Source organism: Pantoea sp. DY-17 (genome assembly GCF_019795975.1).
Lineage (GTDB): Bacteria > Pseudomonadota > Gammaproteobacteria > Enterobacterales > Enterobacteriaceae > Pantoea > Pantoea leporis.
On record NZ_JAIMIG010000003.1, the window covers coordinates 466727 to 484612 of the forward strand.

The 17886-nt window shown below is 55.9% G+C and carries 12 protein-coding genes; 3 read left to right on the forward strand and 9 right to left on the reverse strand.

The window, feature by feature from the left end; genetic code table 11:
• The first annotated feature begins 20 nt into the window (after positions 1-20).
• Complete coding sequence (locus tag K5Y33_RS16335; protein ID WP_222234544.1) at positions 21-1448, forward strand: MFS transporter; 1428 nt, start codon at positions 21-23, stop codon at positions 1446-1448.
• Positions 1449-1497: 49 nt separating this feature from the next.
• Here the strand turns inward: K5Y33_RS16335 and K5Y33_RS16340 are convergent, their stop codons facing one another.
• The 4 genes from K5Y33_RS16340 to K5Y33_RS16355 form a co-directional block, all read right to left on the reverse strand.
• Positions 1498-4662, reverse strand: a complete 3165-nt coding sequence (locus K5Y33_RS16340) for an Ig-like domain-containing protein (RefSeq protein WP_222234545.1) — start codon at positions 4660-4662, stop codon at positions 1498-1500.
• 353 nt (positions 4663-5015) lie between these two features.
• Positions 5016-6335 (reverse strand): cytochrome c, encoded by a 1320-nt coding sequence (locus tag K5Y33_RS16345; RefSeq protein ID WP_222234546.1) that lies wholly within the window; start codon positions 6333-6335, stop codon positions 5016-5018.
• Between the two features lie 11 nt (positions 6336-6346).
• Positions 6347-8131, reverse strand: a complete 1785-nt coding sequence (locus tag K5Y33_RS16350; RefSeq protein ID WP_192412642.1) for a GMC family oxidoreductase — start codon at positions 8129-8131, stop codon at positions 6347-6349.
• Positions 8132-8133: 2 nt separating this feature from the next.
• Positions 8134-8868 (reverse strand): gluconate 2-dehydrogenase subunit 3 family protein, encoded by a 735-nt coding sequence (locus K5Y33_RS16355; protein WP_101762365.1) that lies wholly within the window; start codon positions 8866-8868, stop codon positions 8134-8136.
• A gap of 296 nt (positions 8869-9164) precedes the next feature.
• On the opposite strand from K5Y33_RS16355, the gene sbmA reads away from it, so the two are divergent.
• Entirely contained in the window at positions 9165-10400 is a 1236-nt protein-coding gene (gene sbmA / locus K5Y33_RS16360; protein WP_101762366.1) for a peptide antibiotic transporter SbmA, read from the forward strand.
• 147 nt (positions 10401-10547) lie between these two features.
• On the opposite strand, the gene K5Y33_RS16365 is transcribed toward sbmA, so the two are convergent.
• The 4 genes from K5Y33_RS16365 to K5Y33_RS16380 all read right to left on the reverse strand — a co-directional run bounded on the left by K5Y33_RS16365 (position 10548) and on the right by K5Y33_RS16380 (position 15243).
• Positions 10548-12188, reverse strand: a complete 1641-nt coding sequence (locus tag K5Y33_RS16365) for a dihydroxyacetone kinase subunit DhaK (protein ID WP_222234548.1) — start codon at positions 12186-12188, stop codon at positions 10548-10550.
• Between the two features lie 122 nt (positions 12189-12310).
• Positions 12311-13363 (reverse strand): YncE family protein, encoded by a 1053-nt coding sequence (locus tag K5Y33_RS16370; RefSeq protein WP_222234549.1) that lies wholly within the window; start codon positions 13361-13363, stop codon positions 12311-12313.
• A 214-nt stretch (positions 13364-13577) separates the two neighbouring features.
• Positions 13578-13787 (reverse strand): DUF1471 domain-containing protein, encoded by a 210-nt coding sequence (locus tag K5Y33_RS16375; protein ID WP_101763034.1) that lies wholly within the window; start codon positions 13785-13787, stop codon positions 13578-13580.
• A 268-nt stretch (positions 13788-14055) separates the two neighbouring features.
• Complete coding sequence (locus tag K5Y33_RS16380; RefSeq protein WP_222234551.1) at positions 14056-15243, reverse strand: MFS transporter; 1188 nt, start codon at positions 15241-15243, stop codon at positions 14056-14058.
• A 104-nt stretch (positions 15244-15347) separates the two neighbouring features.
• Here K5Y33_RS16380 and K5Y33_RS16385 point away from each other — a divergent pair, with 104 nt between their 5' ends.
• A complete protein-coding gene (locus K5Y33_RS16385; RefSeq protein WP_222234552.1) occupies positions 15348-16298 on the forward strand; it encodes an AraC family transcriptional regulator in 951 nt (316 codons plus the stop codon).
• Here the strand turns inward: K5Y33_RS16385 and K5Y33_RS16390 are convergent.
• On the reverse strand, positions 16295-17839 hold the full coding sequence (locus K5Y33_RS16390; protein WP_101763036.1) for a PAS domain-containing methyl-accepting chemotaxis protein: 1545 nt from the start codon (positions 17837-17839) through the stop codon (positions 16295-16297). The two genes, K5Y33_RS16385 and K5Y33_RS16390, sit on opposite strands and share 4 nt — an antisense overlap.
• Positions 17840-17886: the final 47 nt, after the last annotated feature.

The following is a 17886-nucleotide window of genomic DNA, read 5'->3' on the forward strand; positions in this document are numbered from 1 at the left end:
ACACCGAGGTATACATAATAATGACAACCATCACGTCGACAGGGATGGCGAACGATCACATGAGCGCGGATCGCCACACCTTAGCCGGGCGCATTGATGCGCTGCCCTCGTCTGCCGGCCTGTGGCGCTTTATCACGCTGCTGGCGCTGGGCGGCTTCTTTGAGCTCTACGATCTGTTTGAAACCGGCTATATCAGCTCCGGCCTGGTGGCGGCGGGCGTGTTTCATACCGGTTCTGCGGGCGTGTTCGGCATCGCCGACCAGGCCGCATTTGCCTCCGCTACTTTCCTCGGTTTGTTTGTCGGCGCGAGTTTGCTTGCGCCCTACGCCGACCGTTTTGGTCGCCGCCTGACCTTTATGTGCGCGCTGGCGTGGTACGGCGCGTTTTCGCTGCTGATGGCGTTCCAGCAGAGCGCAGAGATGATTATCCTGTTCCGCTTCCTGGTCGGCATTGGCCTCGGCGTCGAACTGGTGACCATCGATACCTATCTTTCCGAATGGGTGCCGGCGCATCTGCGCAGCCGCGCGTTCGCCTTCTCCTTCTTTATCCAATTCCTGTCGGTACCGACGGTGGCGCTGATGTCGTGGTGGCTGGTGCCGCAAACTATTCTCAGCCTCGAAGGCTGGCGCTGGGTGGTGATTGCCGGTGCGGTCTGCTCGCTGGTGATTTGGCTGATTCGAAAAAAACTGCCCGAATCGGCGCGCTGGCTGGCGCAACAAGGACGACATCAGGAAGCGCATCAGGTGCTGAGTGCGATGGAAAAGCGCTGTGGTATCGCTTCTCCCCTTCCCCCTGTTGCGGAGGAAGGCCGGGATGGCGGACAGTTCGCACCTGAGCAACCTAAGCAAGGGCGTTTCAGCGAGATTTGGGCACCGGCCTATCGCAAGCGCACGCTGATGCTGGTGGTGATGAACTTCTTTCAGGCGATCGGCTTTTTTGGCTTCGGCAACTGGCTGCCGGCGCTGCTGTCGGGCAAAGGCGCCACCGTCACGCACAGCCTGCTGTATGCGTTTTTCATTACGCTGGCCTATCCGCTCGGCTCGCTGATTTGCAGCCGCTACGCCGATAAGCTCGAGAATAAATGGCAGATCGTGTTTTCATCGCTGATGACGGTGGTGTTCGGCACGCTGTTTGCGTTTATGACCAATCCGGTGCTGATGATCATCTGCGGCTTCCTGATCACCTACAGCAACGCATGGCTAACCTTCAGCTATCACGCTTATCAGACCGAGATTTTCCCGACGCACATTCGCGCCCGCGCGGTGGGTTTCTGCTACTCGTTTAGCCGCCTGTCGACGGTGTTCAGCAGTATTTTGATTGGCCTTATTTTGCAGTATGCCGGCAGCCAGGGCGTGATCGCCTTTATCGTGCTAAGCATGCTGATTGTGATGCTGTCGGTGGGGATTTACGGGCCGAAAACCCGAGGGATGGATTTGGAGAATATTTGAAGACTAATAAAGAAATGGCGGCCAATATTGCCGCCATGATTAGACGCGGTTAAACCAGATCGATTTTCACGCCTTGTTCTACCAGTAATTCAACATCCAAGCCGTCGTGGGTATATATCTGATATTTCAAGCCTGCCACTGATACATTTCCTTTCTGCCGATGCCAATCACCTTCATCAATGCCATTGCCTAACAAATCATCAAGCTTAATGACATCATTTTTATTGCCGTGCACCACCATTTGCGTTTTGCCATCCTGAATAAAGAGATCTTTGCTACCCGCGCTAAGGATGTCACTGACATTAATACTCAGTGTATTCCCAGCAGTGCTATTAGCCATATTCACAATCGATTTTTGGCTGCTGGTAGCGAGTAAGTCAGCTGAGTAATCGGATGAAATGCCATTCATTTCGGATGTAAAACTATCGGGTTTGGCGTCAAAGGTGAAAATAGTCGCTTTAGGATCCCGTACCGTGCTGCCGGATACCTGGAAATCGTGCCTGCCGTATGCGGTGAGCTGCGGCACATTAAATGTCCATTCGCCATTGGCATTAGCCTTCGCACTGCCACTGATCCACCATGTGCCGTTGTCATGCCTGGCATGAATGTAAACGGTGCTGTTAGCCGATGTATAGCCTTTCAGGGTCGGCGTCAAATCGTCAGTCCGGCCACCGTTCTCAACACTGCCCTGGAGCAGACCATTGTTGTCATGGGCAGAAACAATGACCGGAACAACCAAACTATCAGGCGCGGCATACAGCGAGAAAATGCTGGCGCTGGGATCGCGTACTTCACGGCCAGAGACCTGGAATGCGTAGGTGCCGTAGGCAGTCAACTGCGGCATATCATATGCCCACTCTCCTTTGGCGTTGGCTTTCGTGCTGCCACTTATCCACCATGTGCCATTTTCATGCTTAGCATAAACGTAGACGGTATCGTTAGCAGGGGCACTGCCTTTCAGGGTTGGCTTCAGGTCGTCGGTACGTCCACTGTTCGCAATGGTGCCCTTGATCAGGCCAATATTGTCGTAAACGGAATCAATCACCGGAGCATCAGGAGCCGCATACAACGTGAAAGTAGCGGCTTTGGGATCGTGGGTCGCGCTGCCCGAAGCCTGAAAATCGTAGATGCCGTAATTAGGCAGTTGCGGCATATCATATGACCACTCACCTTTGGCATCCGCTTTCGCACTGCCGCTAACCCACCATTTGCCGCTTTCATGCTTGGCATGAATGTAGACAATTGCGCCCGCAGAGGCATGCCCTTTCAGAGTTGGCGTCAGGTCATCGGTTCGGCCATTATGCTCGATTGTGCCCTGCCTCAGACCGTTGTTGTCGATGAGGTAATCAATGACCGGTGGAATCTGCACGTCCGGGCCCGCATACAGCGTGAAAGTCGCGGCTTTTGGATCGCGTGTCGCGCTGCCAGAGGCCTCGAAATTATAGTTGCCGTAGGCGGACAGCTGAGGTAAATCAAATGTCCACTCCCCCTGGGCGTTGGCCTTGGCACTGCCGCTGACCACCCAGGTACCGTTTTCATGTTTAGTATGAACGTAGACAATCGCGCCAGCAGAGGCATGCCCTTTCAGGGTTGGTGTCAGATCGTCGGTACGCCCGCCGTTCTGGATGGTGCCCTGAAGATAGCCATTATTGTCGTAGGCAGAATCAATGACCGGCGTAATCTGCACGTCCGGGCCCGCATACAACGTGAAAGTCGCTGCTTTTGGATCGCGTGTCGCGCTGCTGGAGGCCTCGAAATCGTAGTTGCCATAGGCGGAAAGCTGCGGTAAATCAAATGTCCACTCTCCCTGAGCGTTGACCTTCGCACTGCCGCTGACCACCCAGGTGCCCTTTTCATGTTTAGTATGAATGTAGACAATACTGTTAGCAGTGGCATGCCCTTTCAGGGTTGGCGTCAAATCGTCGGTACGACCACCGTTCTGGATAGTGCCCTGAACGTAGCCATTATTGTCGTAGGCGGAATCAATGACTGGTTGCACATATGCATTGATCTGGAGAGAGAATTCGCCACTCTTACCGTTATAACTCGTTGAGTTAGATGCCTGGAAATCATACACGCCATTGCCGTTAGTCAGCTCAGCTACTTCAATATTCCAGAATCCGTTTGCATCGGCTACGGCACTGCCTTTAAGGGACCAGCTGCCATTTTGATGACGCGCATGAAGGTAGACAATACTGTGAGCTTCAGCACTGCCACTAAAGGATGGCGTAAAATCATCGGTGTCAGCACCAGAAGCGAGTTTGCCCTGCGAATTACCGAAATTATCCCATGCATACTCAATCTTTACGGTAGTGGGGGCAACTGCAATCACGTCAAACGCTGCGGTTGGCTGGCTTAATTCACCTCGGTTGTTCTGCGAACGCAGAGTAATGCTGTTTTTGCCATAGTGCAGAACATCTGAGTTTGCTTCCCAATCCCACTTTCCATTCTCAACCGGAGCAATCCCTACGCGCTTTCCATTAACATAAATATGTACGGATTCGGCGCCAACTGGCGCATTACCACTCAGTGATGGACGAAGATCATCTGTATTTTCGCCATGTTTGATGACACCGGTTTCCTGGCCGTAATTGTCATACACCTCCAGCAATTGAGGTTTATTGATGGTGGGTTCATTGATAAATAGCGTGAAGACATCAGAATCTTCACTGACTTGACCAAAACGATCGGTAGCGGTGATGTAGATACGGTGTTCACCATCACTCAATTTAGGTTCCATTGTCCACTGGCCATTTTTCTCAGCCTGCACACTACCCAATAAGATGCCATTGCTGTATACACGAACAATACTGTCTGGCTCGGCATAACCAGAAATCGTCGGCTTAGGGTCATCAGTAAATCCCTTATTTCCAACTGGCCCCTTAACACTCCCCACATCATCCATAACACTTGTGATACCAGGCTTATCCGGTGCGCTGAGATCAACATTGATGCGTGATTGATAAACATCACCACGATTACCCGCTGCATCATAAAAACGGATGGCAACATTATGTCCACCTTCAGCCAGTTGGAGAGGCAACTGGAATTCCCAATCACCGTTTTCTGCAACTTTGGTCCGGAATGTTTTTCCATTAATAGTAAACTCAACGGTACCATTTTTTACATCAATATAATTTCCTTTCCAGTATTGATACGGCGTGTTTACCCAAATTTCCAGACCTGGCAGAGTGGGATCATAAGATTTTAACATAACAACTCCTTGTGTTAATTTGTTAACAAATCATATAAACTCATCTTGAGGTCCGGATTTTAAATAATTACATAATAATAAAATAACAGAACGGTCTTAAAAAAAAGAAGAGCAATCAATAATATAATAATAAAAAAACAATACTCAAAGTTAATCGCTTCACATTACCCCTCACTATCGCAAAATTAAAAAAAAGCATACCAATATATAAAAAAAATTTAATTATGTAAAAATCAAACAAACCACAGTTAATTTTACACAAATACTTAAAGTAAGATAATATTAAAGGAGTAAGGATATTTTGATAAGTGTACATGATTAAAAAATGGAGGCCATACTGGCCTCCTGTAATATTACTGCCCTTCCAACACCTTAATATCCGCATTACCCTGCTTCGGCTGCACGGTTTCGTCTTTACGCAATTCGGCCACATCTTTCGCCGACACGCTCGACTTCACGCCATTGCCCCAGCTGCCACGGATAAAGTTCACCACATCCGCCACCTGCTGATCGTTCAGACGCCAGCCGAACGCCGGCATGGTGATCGCCGTCGGTGCGCCTTTCACGCCAGGCAAAGTGCCGCCGACCAATACGATGTGAATCAGCGAGGTCGGATCATCTGCCATCACCACCGGATTGCCGCGCAGCGCCGGATAGAAGCGCTGATAGCCGCTGCCGTCGGTTTTGTGGCACGCCGCGCAGCTATCGACATAAGTCGATGCGCCCGGCTGGCTGTCGTCACCTTTCCACAACGCCTGAGACACCGCATCATCCTGCTTAAATACTGCCTGATTCGGATCTTTCGCGCCTAGGGATTTCAGATACTTAGCAATCGCGCTGATATCGTCATCGCTCAGGTACTGCAGGCTGTGCTGCACCACATCGGTCATGCCACCGAATACGGCGGTGTGATCGTTGCGGCCAAAGCGCAGGAACTGCCTGAGATCCTCTTCGCTCCAGCGGCCTAAGCCATCGCGGTTATCGCCACGCAGGTTGCTGGCGGTCCAGCCATCAATCGGCGCGCTGCTGCCGGCAAGATAGTTGTTGCCTTCGCCGTTGTTGAGCGCTTTTTCCTGCATGGTGATGCTACGCGGCGTATGGCAAGCGCCACAGTGGCCGAGACCTTCCACCAGATAGCGACCGCGTGCCAGTTGCGGATCTTCCTGTGCCGCCGGCTGGAACGCTTTCACATCCGGCGCAAAGATGCCGCGCCAGATGGACAACGGCCAGCGCATCGACAGCGGCCACGGAATGTCGCTCTCTTTGTTGGCCTGAGAAACCGGCTGCACGCCGTGCATGAAGTACGCATACATCGCCTTCATGTCGTCATCGCTGACCACCGCGTACGACGGATACGGCATCGCCGGATAAAGCGTGTCGCCGTTTTTCGCTACGCCGTGACGCACCGCTTTCTGGAAATCGTCGTAGCTGTAGTCACCAATGCCGGTGGTTTTATCCGGCGTGATGTTGGTGGAGTAAATGGTGCCGATCGGCGTCGCCATCGGCAGTCCACCGGCAAACGGCTGGCCGCCCTGCGCGCTGTGACACGCCACGCAGTCGCCCGCGCGCGCCAGATACTCACCGCGCTTCACCAACGCGTCCGAACCTGCTTCGTCCGCCACTGCGGCGAACGTCATGGTGCCCAGAAACAGGGCTAAAATGCTTTTGATCATCGCCGTGTTCCTTATGCCTGTACCAGCGGGCCGGGGTTCTTCAGATACTGTTCACGAATCGCTTTGGCTGACCAATAGGTCAACGCGGCGACCATGCCCGTTGGGTTGTAGCCGAGTCCCTGCGGGAACGCCGACGCACCTGGCACAAACACGTTCGGCACATCCCAGCTCTGCAGGTAACGGTTCACCGCGCTGGTGTTCGGATCTTCACCCATGATCGCGCCGCCGCTCATGTGCGTGGTTTGATACACGGTGGTGTCGAAGTGCGAGCCCGGCCCTTTCGCGCCGCCGATGATCATTTTCGGGTTCATCGCTTCGGTGATTTTGCGCATCTTACCAATCATGAACTGCGCCATCTTGATGTCGTTATCCTGCCAGTCAAAGGTCATACGCAGCAGCGGCTGGCCGTAGGCATCTTTGTAGTTCGGATCGAGATCGAGATAGTTGGCGCGATACGACTGGTGCGCGCCGTGCGCATCCATCGAGATGTGATGGTTGTAGGTATCCGCGACCGCGGATTTCCACTGGCTGCCCCAGTTTGGCGTGCCTTTCGGCGTCGGCAAACCCGAGATCGGCTTGGTACCGGCCTGGTTCACCCAGAATGGCGAACCGCCCACGAAGCCGTGCGGACCGTGATCGAAGTTGTCGGCGTTGAAATCATCCACCGCCACACCTGCGCCACCGGCACCGATAAACGGGTTGGTGGTGGTGTTTTTGTCGAACAGCGCTTTCAGCGTTGAGATGTTCTGATAGGCGAAGTTACGCCCGACCACACCTTCGTTGGAAATCGGGTTATAGGGCTTGCCAATGCCGGAGAGCAGCATCAGATGCACGTTGTGGAACTGGAACGCCGACAGGATCACCAGATCAGCAGGCTGCACCACTTCGCGGCCCTGACCATCGAGATAGGTCACGCCAGTGGCGCGTTTTTTATCGTCGGTCAGATTGACGCGCAGCACGTAGGCGTTGTTGCGCAGCTCGAACTTCGGTTCCTGACGCAGCGCGGGCAGGATGTTGACGTTCGGCGAGGCTTTGGAATACATGTAGCAGGCGTAACCGCTGCAGAAACCGCAGAAGTTGCACGGGCCCATCTGTGCGCCGTAGGTGTTGGTGTAGGGGCCTGAGGTGTTGGCCGACGGCATATCATAAGGGTGATAACCCACTGATTCCGCCGCTTGCGCGAACAGCTGCGCCGAGTAGGTGCGCTTCTGCGCCGGCAGCGGGAAGTCGCTGGAACGATCTGGCGCGTACGGGTTGCCGCCCTTCTCTTTGCCCAGCAGTTTGCCTTTGATTGACCAGGCGCTGCCCGAGGTGCCGAACACTTTCTCGGCCTGATCGAAGAAGGGTTCGAGCTCGTCATAGTTGACGCCGAAATCCTGGATCGTCATGCCTTCCGGGATGAAGTTTTTACCGTAACGCTGCTCGTAATGGCTGCGCAGGTTCAGTTCTACCGGGTCAACGCGGAAATGCACGCCTGACCAGTGCAGACCCGCGCCGCCAGTGCCGGTGCCGGGCAGAAACGCTGCCAGCTGGCGATAAGGTACGGCGGTTTGCGAGGCATCGTGACGAATCGTTACGGTGCTTTTCGACAGATCCTGGAACAGCTTTTTGCGGATGTTATAGGTCAGTTCGTCAATCGACTGCGGATAAGATCCATCCGGGTAGGTATCGCGATGCGGACCGCGCTCCAGCGCCACCACATTCAGGCCCGCTTCGGTCAGCTCTTTCGCCATGATGGCACCCGCCCAGCCGAAACCGACGACGACCGCATCCACTTTTTTCAATTCATTTGCCACGCTTACGTCCTCTCCCCGCGAATATCCACTGACGGGAACGGATAACGTTCGCCGCGTTCTACCCAATCCATAAAGTCAGCGCGTGCGCCTGGGAAGCCAATCAGCTTCCAGCCCACCATGCCCTGGTTGCCGCCGTGGATCGGATCGCTGAAATAACCCTCGCGGGTGTTTTGCAGCAGGAAAGAGAAGAAGGTTTTCGCTGGCAGCTGCGGGAACTCGGCGGTGCCGCTTTCAAACGCGGTCAGCAGCGCGTCTTGCTGTTCGCCCGTCAGCTCGGCAAACACTTTGCCATGCTGTTTTTTGCTCCAGCCATCGGCATCGGCGAGGCCGAGACGGTAGATCTGCTGCGGCACCAGCGGCAGCTGATAACCTAACTCTTTTGGCAGATCGGGATTGAACGGACCTTGCATGTACCAGTTGTTACCGGTGGCATACGGCGTGTTCATTTGACGATCGATAAATTCCGGCACGCCGGCTTCCAGTGCGCCAGGACCGCGTTCGTCGTTGGGGATCAGGCGCGCCACGGCCGCAGTGATAAAGGCAAACTCTTCGGCGGTGAACCAGGTGGGCTGGTAGCTACGCGCCTGTTGTGGTGATGCGTTTTGTTCTGCTGCCCCAGCGGCCATCGGTGCCACCAGTGCGCCCATCGCCGTACTGCCCACCGCCATTGCCGGCGCCAGGGTGATGGTTCTCAGCAGAAAATCCCTGCGAGTGTGACCATTTTTTTGTTCTGACATGACATTGCCTCAGTACCACATATAATGCGGCATGAAAGTTAAGTAGTTGCGTTGTATTGTTTTTTTATTGATAGCTTAAGGGATACAGCAGCACTGTTACCGGTAACAGTGCAAATATTGTAACACCATTGCTGTGGATAATTTAGTTGTTAGAAACAAATTCGCACTAATTACTTAACAATTGCCGCTGTCGTTTTACATCGCAGCGGCGAAACTGACATCGTCAGATACAACCCACAACAGACAGATAGAGGTCTGAAGCGGTATAAAGGCGTACACACAACAGCGGAGTGCCTATGTTTAAGTCCTTTTTTCCGCGGCCAACGCTGTTTTTCAGCTCAGCTGCGATTTGGAGTTTGCTGGCGATTTTTGCCTGGTTTGGCTTTTTCAGTGATTTCCCGGCGCGCTGGCCTGCACTACAGGCGGCGATGCACGAACCCTTGCCAACCAATGCCAGCCGTTTTATTCACATCAGCCAACTGTGGTTTTACGCCTATTACTGGATCGTTGCTGGCCTCTTTGCGCTGGCGTGGCGCGTGATTGATAACCATCCGTGGCAGCGCTGGTCGGTTTGGGGTTCAATTCTGATCATCTTTGTCACCTGGTTTGGCGTGCAGGTCGGCGTGGGCGTTAACGCCTGGTACGGCCCGTTCTACGACATGATTCAACAGGCGCTGACCAAAGCCGGTTCCGTCGCCATCCACCAGTTCTATGTGCAAGTGCTGGCGTTTCTCGGTATCGCGCTGATTGCGGTGGTGATTGGCGTGATGAACTCGTTCTTCGTCAGCCATTGGGTATTCCGCTGGCGTACCGCGATGAACAATTACTACATGCACAACTGGCAGCGTCTGCGTCTGGTTGAGGGGGCGGCACAGCGTGTACAGGAAGACACCATGCGCTTCGCTGGCACGTTGCAGGATTGGGGCATCAACTTTATTCAGGCGATTATGACGCTGGTGGCGTTCCTGCCGGTGCTGGTCACGCTGTCGCACCATGTGAAAGAGGTGCCCATTCTTGGCAGCATTCCGTATGCATTGGTGATTGCCGCGCTGCTGTGGTCGCTGTTTGGTACCGCGCTGCTGGCGCTGGTGGGGATTAAACTGCCGGGGCTGGAGTTCCGCAATCAGCGGGTGGAAGCGGCCTACCGTAAAGAGCTGGTATATGGCGAAGACGATCCTGAACGCGCCTCACCGCCGACGGTGCAGGAGCTGTTTAGCCGCGTGCGTCAGAACTATTTCCGCCTCTATTTCCACTATTTGTACTTCAACATCACCCGCATTATGTATCTGCAGGTGGATAACGTGTTCGGGCTGTTTGTGCTGTTCCCGTCGATTGTGGCGGGTACCATTACGCTCGGTCTGCTGAACCAGATCACCAATGTGTTTGATCAGGTGCGCTCGTCGTTCCAGTATTTGATCACGTCGTGGTCAACGCTGATTACGCTGATGTCGATCTATAAACGTCTGCGCAGTTTCGAGCAGATTTTGCAGGATATTCCACACGAAGAGATGATGCGCGAAGCCGCGGAGTAAGGTGGTAGTGCGGTGCGGTCTGGTGCCCTCACTCCGGCCCTCTCCCACGGGGAGAGGGAGACGCTGCCAAATGTTAAATATGTGCTCGGTCAGTCCCCTCTCCCGCTTGCGGGAGAGGGTTAGGGTGAGGGGCCAGGCGCACTCTGTTTAACCCGCCAACACCGCAAACACCTTCTCAATCGCATACGCGCCCGGATCTTTCACGCCATCCAGACTCTGCTGGTTCAGATACGCGGAACGCCCCGCTTTGGCGCTCTGCATCTGCGCAGTGGCGTCGGCGCCTTTCTGCGCCGCTTCTGCCGCCGCAGCCAGCGACTCGCCCGCCACTAACGCTTCCAGCGCCGGTTGCAGCGCATCCACCAACGTACGATGACCCGGCTGCGCGCCGCCGTAATGTTTCATGCGCTCCAGCCCGTGCATCAAGGCCTGCGGCAGCGCGCTGCCCTCTTCCAGCTGCTGGCCGGCGCTGGTGAACAGAATTGACATCAACACGCCGCTCGATCCCCCCATCACCGTCGCCAGCTGTTCACCAATCAGCGCCAGCAAGGTTGGCAGCTCATCCAGCGGCAGCTGTTTTTCCTGCAGGCCGCGCTGAATTTTCTTCGCCCCGGCGGCAAAGGTTGAGCCGGTATCGCCATCGCCCACTTTGGCATCCAGCGCGTTCAGCTCGCTTTCCAGATCGATCAGCGTCTGCGTGACGCTGGCGACGATGCGTGCCACCTCCGCATTCTCAGAGGCATCAAAATCCAGCACGCTGCCGATTTTCTCTGCACGTTGCAGGCTGATCGGCGCAAAGTCATACACCGGCACCCAACCCAGCACCTGAACCGGCGCGTTTAACGCTTCAAGGAACGGCTCCTCCAGCGCCAGCAGCGTCAGCGAAAAACCTTTCATATCCAGCGCGCTGACCAGCGTTGCCGGCCCCAGCAGATGCGTGATGCGTGCCGCCAGCGGCGACTGCAACACTTCACGCGTTAACAGCGCCAGCTCCAGCTGCGAGAAGCCACCGAGATTGTTGATCAGCAACAGCGCTTGCTTGCCGTCCGGCAGCGCCTGCGCCAGTTTATCGGTCATGATGCTGGTGATTTGGCGGCTGTCTTGCCCATCCAGCGTGATTACACCCGGCTCGCCGTGAATGCCCATGCCGAGCTCGCTGTGCCCGGGCTCGACGCGCTCATCGCGTTTTTCGCCCGGCACATGACAAGTGGCGAAAGCCAAACCGATGGACGATGTGGCATCAATCGCACGCTGTGCCAGCGCTTTGACCTCATCCAGCGATTGTCCCTGCTCCGCCGCAAAGCCAGCGATTTTGTGCACCAGCACAGTCCCGGCGATACCGCGCGGCTGCGGGTTTTCCGGCAGCGCGATATCATCCTGCACCATCACCAGCTCAACTTTGTAGCCGAGGTTTTTGGCTTTCTCTGCCGCCAGACCGAAGTTAAGACGGTCGCCGGTATAGTTCTTCACAATCAGCAGGCAACCGGCATCGCCGGTGACGTTAACAATGGCGTTCAACACCGCATCGACGCTCGGCGAGGCGAAGATATCGCCGCACACCGCCGCCGTCAGCATGCCTTTGCCGACAAATCCGGCATGCGCCGGTTCATGGCCAGAACCGCCGCCCGAGATCAGCGCCACTTTGCTTTTATCCCAGTCCGAACGCACCACCACGCGAATCTCATCACCGAGATCGAGGCGACTGAGGTTGTGCCACGGCGTACTCAGCAAAACCCCTTCGATGGCTTCGTTAACCAGATCGTTTTTCTCATGCATAAAAAACTGGCTCATTGCATCCTCTCCATTGGTGTTGTCGTCCTACAAGGTAGCGTATGTGCGTAAAGAATAGGCGCAGCGAAGTGCGGAAATGCAAAGGGCGGCACAAGCCGCCCTTTAATTCAGACTATTACCGCTTATAAAGCGATACGCAGCACGCTATCTGGATTCTTTGGTGGTTCTTTGCGTGAACCCGGCTGCTTGATGCTGACAAACAGGGTTTTGCCATCGGCGGAAACCGCCAGGCTGTTTGGCAGACCCGGCGCTTTCACCGTGCGTTTTACCTGGTAACTGCTGGCGTCGATGATGCTGATTTCGCCCGCTTTACGGTGCGTGACGTACAGCTCATCACGATCGGCATTAAACAATACCGCCAGCGATTCCGGCACATCGATCTTGTGGATCACCTGCTGGGTGCGGGTATCCAGCACCAGCACCTGCGGTTGTTTTGAGTCGCTGAGGAAGGCGCGATGGCCTTTGGTATCCAGCGAGATATTGAGGAAGAAGTGATCGTTGTCGCCATCGATTTTCTGACGCTTTTCAATCGCGTTCAGGCGCGTATTGATGGTCACCAGTTCGCCATCGGAGTTAGTGACGTACAGTTTTTGCGCCGCAGAATCGAGCGCTAAACCGGTGCCCATTTTACCGGTGTTCGGCACGGTGCTGATCAGTTGCAGGGTTTTGCCATCCACCACCCACACCACGCTCTGCTCACCGAGGCCAGTGATGTAAACGCGATCGGTCGCCGGATCAACCGCCAACTGGCGCGGCTGCAGCGGACGCACGGTTTCACTGCGCTGACGACCATCCAGCACCAGCGTGTTGATCACCTTGCCGCTGGTGGCATCCACTGCAGTCAGTGCAGCATCGCGGGTGTTACCCAAATAGAGAATGTTGGTTTTCTGGTTGATCGCCGCGCCAAAGGTCGGCAGATCGGTGTTGATGGTTTGCTTTACCGCCAGATCCTGCGGATCGAGACGATAAACGGTGCCGCCTTTTTTGTCGGTGGTGCTCTGCGCGGTCGCCAGGAACAGCGCATTATCGCTGTTGCTGAACGCCAACTCGTAAGCGCCTTTTGAGATCGCCTGGTTCAACGGCTGAGACTCCGCCGCCATCACCGCAGAGGTTGAGAACAGCGCTGTTGCCAGCAGCAGTGGACGCAGCGCCCACGATTTTTTATTCGCCTTCATAACTTCTCCATAGCAAAAACACCGCCTGATGGCAGTGAAGTGAAAGCCCGACATTACAACCAATGTTAAAAAGACAGCCCGAGGCGAGCCGACGAAGGGTGCTACTTTTTGAGAATAGTAATCATTTCGAAGGGAAAGTGACAGGATTTTATCGGCTTACCAACGCCGCCAGGGCGCCCGAAGGCACCCTGTCAGCACAGAACGTTAATGCAACTTATTTGGTTAGTTCAGCAGTCATGTGCACGCCGTTGTTGAAGTTGGCTTCGGTCACTTTATAGGAAGCACCAGCTTCATGCGCCTGAGCAGCGATTTGCGCTTCTGCTCCATCCAGCGTTGAAGCAGTTGCAGTGATGCTTTGCGCAAAAGTAGCGAATGGCAGAACGGTCAGAGCAACAACAGCAGCAAAAGTTTTGATGGTTTTCATGGTCAATTCCTTAATGTACGTTTGATTGAGTAAGGCGTCATCGCCTTGTTGAGAGATATAATAGGCGCAGAATTGATCAGTAAAAAGCGGAGAGATTTGCCGTTGTCATTCGAATATTTTGAACATAAAAAGCACGTTTGGGTTAACCTTTGTGCAAAGGGTTAAAAATCTGACATTTAATTAAAAGGCAGGATATATGGCTGTGATAGCCCGAACGCATAACGCTGTCGCGGCGCGATTTATCGCGCCGCGACGGATGGCATAGGTGTTAACCGTGATGACGAACGCGGGTGAAGATGGTGATGGCCGCCAGCAGCATCAGCACGCCGCTGGCGAGGAACACGCCGCCGGCGCCTTGCAGATCAAACATCCAGCCGCCGGCTGCGGCACCGGCGGTGATCGCCAGCTGAATGGTGGCGACCAGCAAACCGCCGCCTGATTCCGCATCGTCTGGCACCGCGCGGGAGATCCACGTTGACCACCCGGTTGGCATCGAACCAAACGCCAGGCCCCACAGCGCCACGCCCGCCGCGACCAGCCACGACACCTCGCCGAAGCTCACCAGCAGCAGCGCGGTCACGCTCATCACCAGCGCCATCGCGGTTAACGTCAGCGATACGCTGCGCATCACCAGATATCCTGCCAGCGAAGTACCGAAGAAGTTCGCCACGCCAAACGCCAGCAGCACCAGCGACAGCTGATTGACGTTCAGCTGCGCGCTGCCTTCGAGGAACGGACGCAGATAAGTAAAGAAGGCGAAGTGGCCAGTAAACATCATGATCACCGCCAGCATGCCCCAGCGCATCACGCTTTTACGCAGCAGATCCAGCACACCGCCGCTGCGCGCTTTATTAATCGGCGGCATCGCGGGCAAGGTGAAGAACTGCCACAGCAGCGCCAGCACGCCTAATGCGGCGGTCAGAATGAAGATGTTACGCCAGCCAATAATGCCGCCCAGATAGCTGCCGAGCGGCGCAGCAATAATGGTCGCCAGCGAAATACCGCTAAACACGATGGATAGCGCGCGTGGCACCTGATCGCTCGGCACCAGACGCATGGTAATCGCGGTCGAGAGCGTCCAGAAGCCGCCAATTGCCACGCCCAGCAGCACGCGGGCCAGCAGAATCATTGGCAGATTCTCGGCAAAAGCCACCAGCAGCGCGGAGGCAATCAGCAGCAGCGTAAAGGCCAGCATCACCACGCGACGATCGAGCTGGCGCGTCACGTTGCCAATCACCAGGCTGGTGAGCAGTGCCACCAGCGCAGTCACGGTCACGGTTTGTCCCGCCTGCCCTTCGCTGATGCGCAGCGTGTCGGCAATCGGCGTCAGCAAGCTTACCGGCAGAAATTCTGCGGTAATCAGGCCGAATACGCCAAAGGCCATGGCAAACACCGCGCCCCACGCCGGTTTATCCACGTCTAACGGTGTTTCGACTATTTCAGTATCCAGGCTCATCTGTGATCCCCATCACAAAATATTTAGCGTTAAGCATAGTGACTGTTCACCAGACGATCTATGATGCAGAAACTTTGTTTTTTGATTATTCGTCTGGGATTGGTATGAGTCGCTATGAAGATCTGACCAGTGAATTGCTGATGGGCATGCGCCTGTACGGCGTCAAATACCAGCGTATCGCGCTGCACGCGCCTTTTGGCCTGCAATATGACGACGCGCCTGGTCGCGCGCAGCTGCATTTTGTTGGGCGCGGATCGTTACTGATTCGCTCGGCGTCAGGCGTGATCTATCCGCTGCAGGCCGGCGATGCGTTGCTGATCCCGCACGGCAAACCGCACGCGCTGATCTCCAGCGAAGAGGCCGCTTGCGAACCCATTTCGACGTTTAATAGCCGCCCGATTTGCGCCAGCGTCTGCGCCATCGACGACAGCACCGAACTCTGCCCGGATAACAGCGATGTAATTCTGTTCAGCGCCTGCATGGCGTTTGAACTGGGCGGCATGCAGCCGCTGGTGCACACCATGCCCGACGTGATGCTGGTGAGTACGCTGCTGGCGCAGTATCCGGAAATTCAGCCGATTCTCGATGCGATGGAGCGCGAAACGCGGCAGCGCAAAGCCGGTTTCGCCGGGATTTTGTCGCGGCTGGCGGATGTGGTGGCGGCGCAAATTGTGCGGGGCTGGGTGGAGAACGGCTGCGGCAAAGGCAGCGGCCTGGTGCAGGCGCTGCGCGATCCGCGTCTCAGCCTGGCGATGGCGGCGATGCATCGCGCACCCGGCGAAAACTGGACGGTGGAGCGGCTGGCGCGCGAATCCGGCAGTTCACGCTCGGTGTTTGCCGCGCGTTTCCAGACGGCAACCGGCATGACGCCGCTGCGCTATCTTACCGAGCTGCGCATGCGGCTGGCGGTGGAACGTATCGTGAACGAGGGCGAAGCGGTGGAAAGCGTCGCCTTCCACCTCGGTTACGGTTCGCTGGCGGCGTTTAGCCGCGCCTTCAAACGCATTGTTGGCACGCCACCCGGCGCACTGCGCGCCGAACGCGACATGCGTTAACGGAACACGCTGATCGCTTCCACCAGACGATTGGCCTGATGCTTCATGCGACCGGACGCTTCGGCGCTTTCCGCCACGCGCGCGGCGTTTTGATGGGTGATATCGTCGAGATCTTCCACCGCTGTGCTGACCTGCGTTAGGGCGATGGCCTGCTCGGCGGTCGCGCCGCTGATTTGCGCGATCAGCGCAGTGACATTCTGCACCTGATCGACAATCTCCTGCATGGTGTGCCCAGCCGCATCGGCGTGATCGCTGCCCGATTGCACGCGGCTGGCGCTGGTTTCCACCAGATGTTTGATTTCGCTGGCGGCCTTGGCGCTGCGTTGCGCGAGATTGCGCACTTCACCGGCCACCACCGCAAAGCCTTTGCCCTGCTCACCGGCGCGCGCGGCTTCCACTGCGGCGTTAAGCGCCAGAATATTGGTCTGAAAAGCGATACCGTCAATCACGCTGGTGATGTTGGCGATGCGCTTCGAGCTGTCGGCGATCTCCGCCATCATGCCCACCATCTCCTGCATCACTTCGCCGCCTTTGATCGCCGCATGACTGGTGTTTTCCGACAGCCCATTGACCTCTTTGGCGGTATCGGTGTTGCTCTTCACCGTGGCGGTCATTTCGTTCATGGTGGCGGCGGTTTGCTGCACGTTAGCCGCTGCTTGTTCGGTGCGGCGGCTCAATTCGTCGTTGCTGCGCGCGATGGCATCGCTGGCGCTCAGCACGTTGATCGCCTGGCCGCTGACATCATCCACCAGCCAGCGGAACATCAGACCAAGCTGGCCGATGGCGCGCAGCGTCACGCCAATCTCATCGACGCGGTCGATCTGCTCCACTTTATGGCTGGCGCCGGTCGCCACGCTCAATGCCTGACGGCACATGCGCTCCATCGGACGTGAAATTTGCTGCTCCAGCCACAGACTCGCCAGCAGTAAAAGGCCCGCCATGCCGCCGGCAAAGCAGCCAACGGCAAGAGGTGCAAGGCCCAGCAGCCAGACGCCAATCACCGAGAGCGGCAGCAGCGTTAATAAGGTTGAGCGGATGCGCCAGCGCAGCGGCAGAGTTTTCAGGATCGAGCCCAGGCGACGCCAGCCGGTGCCGACCATCAAGCCTTTATGGAAGCGGCGTCCTTTGACGCGCCCTTCGCGGAAGTCGCGGTACAGCGCTTCGGTCTGGCGAACCTCCTCCACCGACGGCTTGGTGCGCACCGACATAAAACCCTGCACCTTGCCTTCACGCACCACCGGAATGGCGTTGGCGCGCACCCAATAGTGATCGCCATTTTTACGCCGGTTTTTCACTAGCGCCGTCCACGGCTCGCCCTGTTTGAGGGTCGCCCACATATCGGCAAAGGCTTCCGGCGGCATATCCGGGTGGCGCACCATGTTGTGTGGCTGGCCATTCACCTCTTCCGGACTGAAGCCACTGACTTCAATAAAGGCATCGTTGGCATAGGTGATGTAGCTGTTGAGATCGGTAGTCGACATCAATGTGGCGTCATCGTCAAAAGCGAATTCACGCTGAGTGACGGGCTGGTTGTTACGCATGTGTGTGTCCTTGCAATACGCAGGCGAAAAGAAGCAATCGATAATAC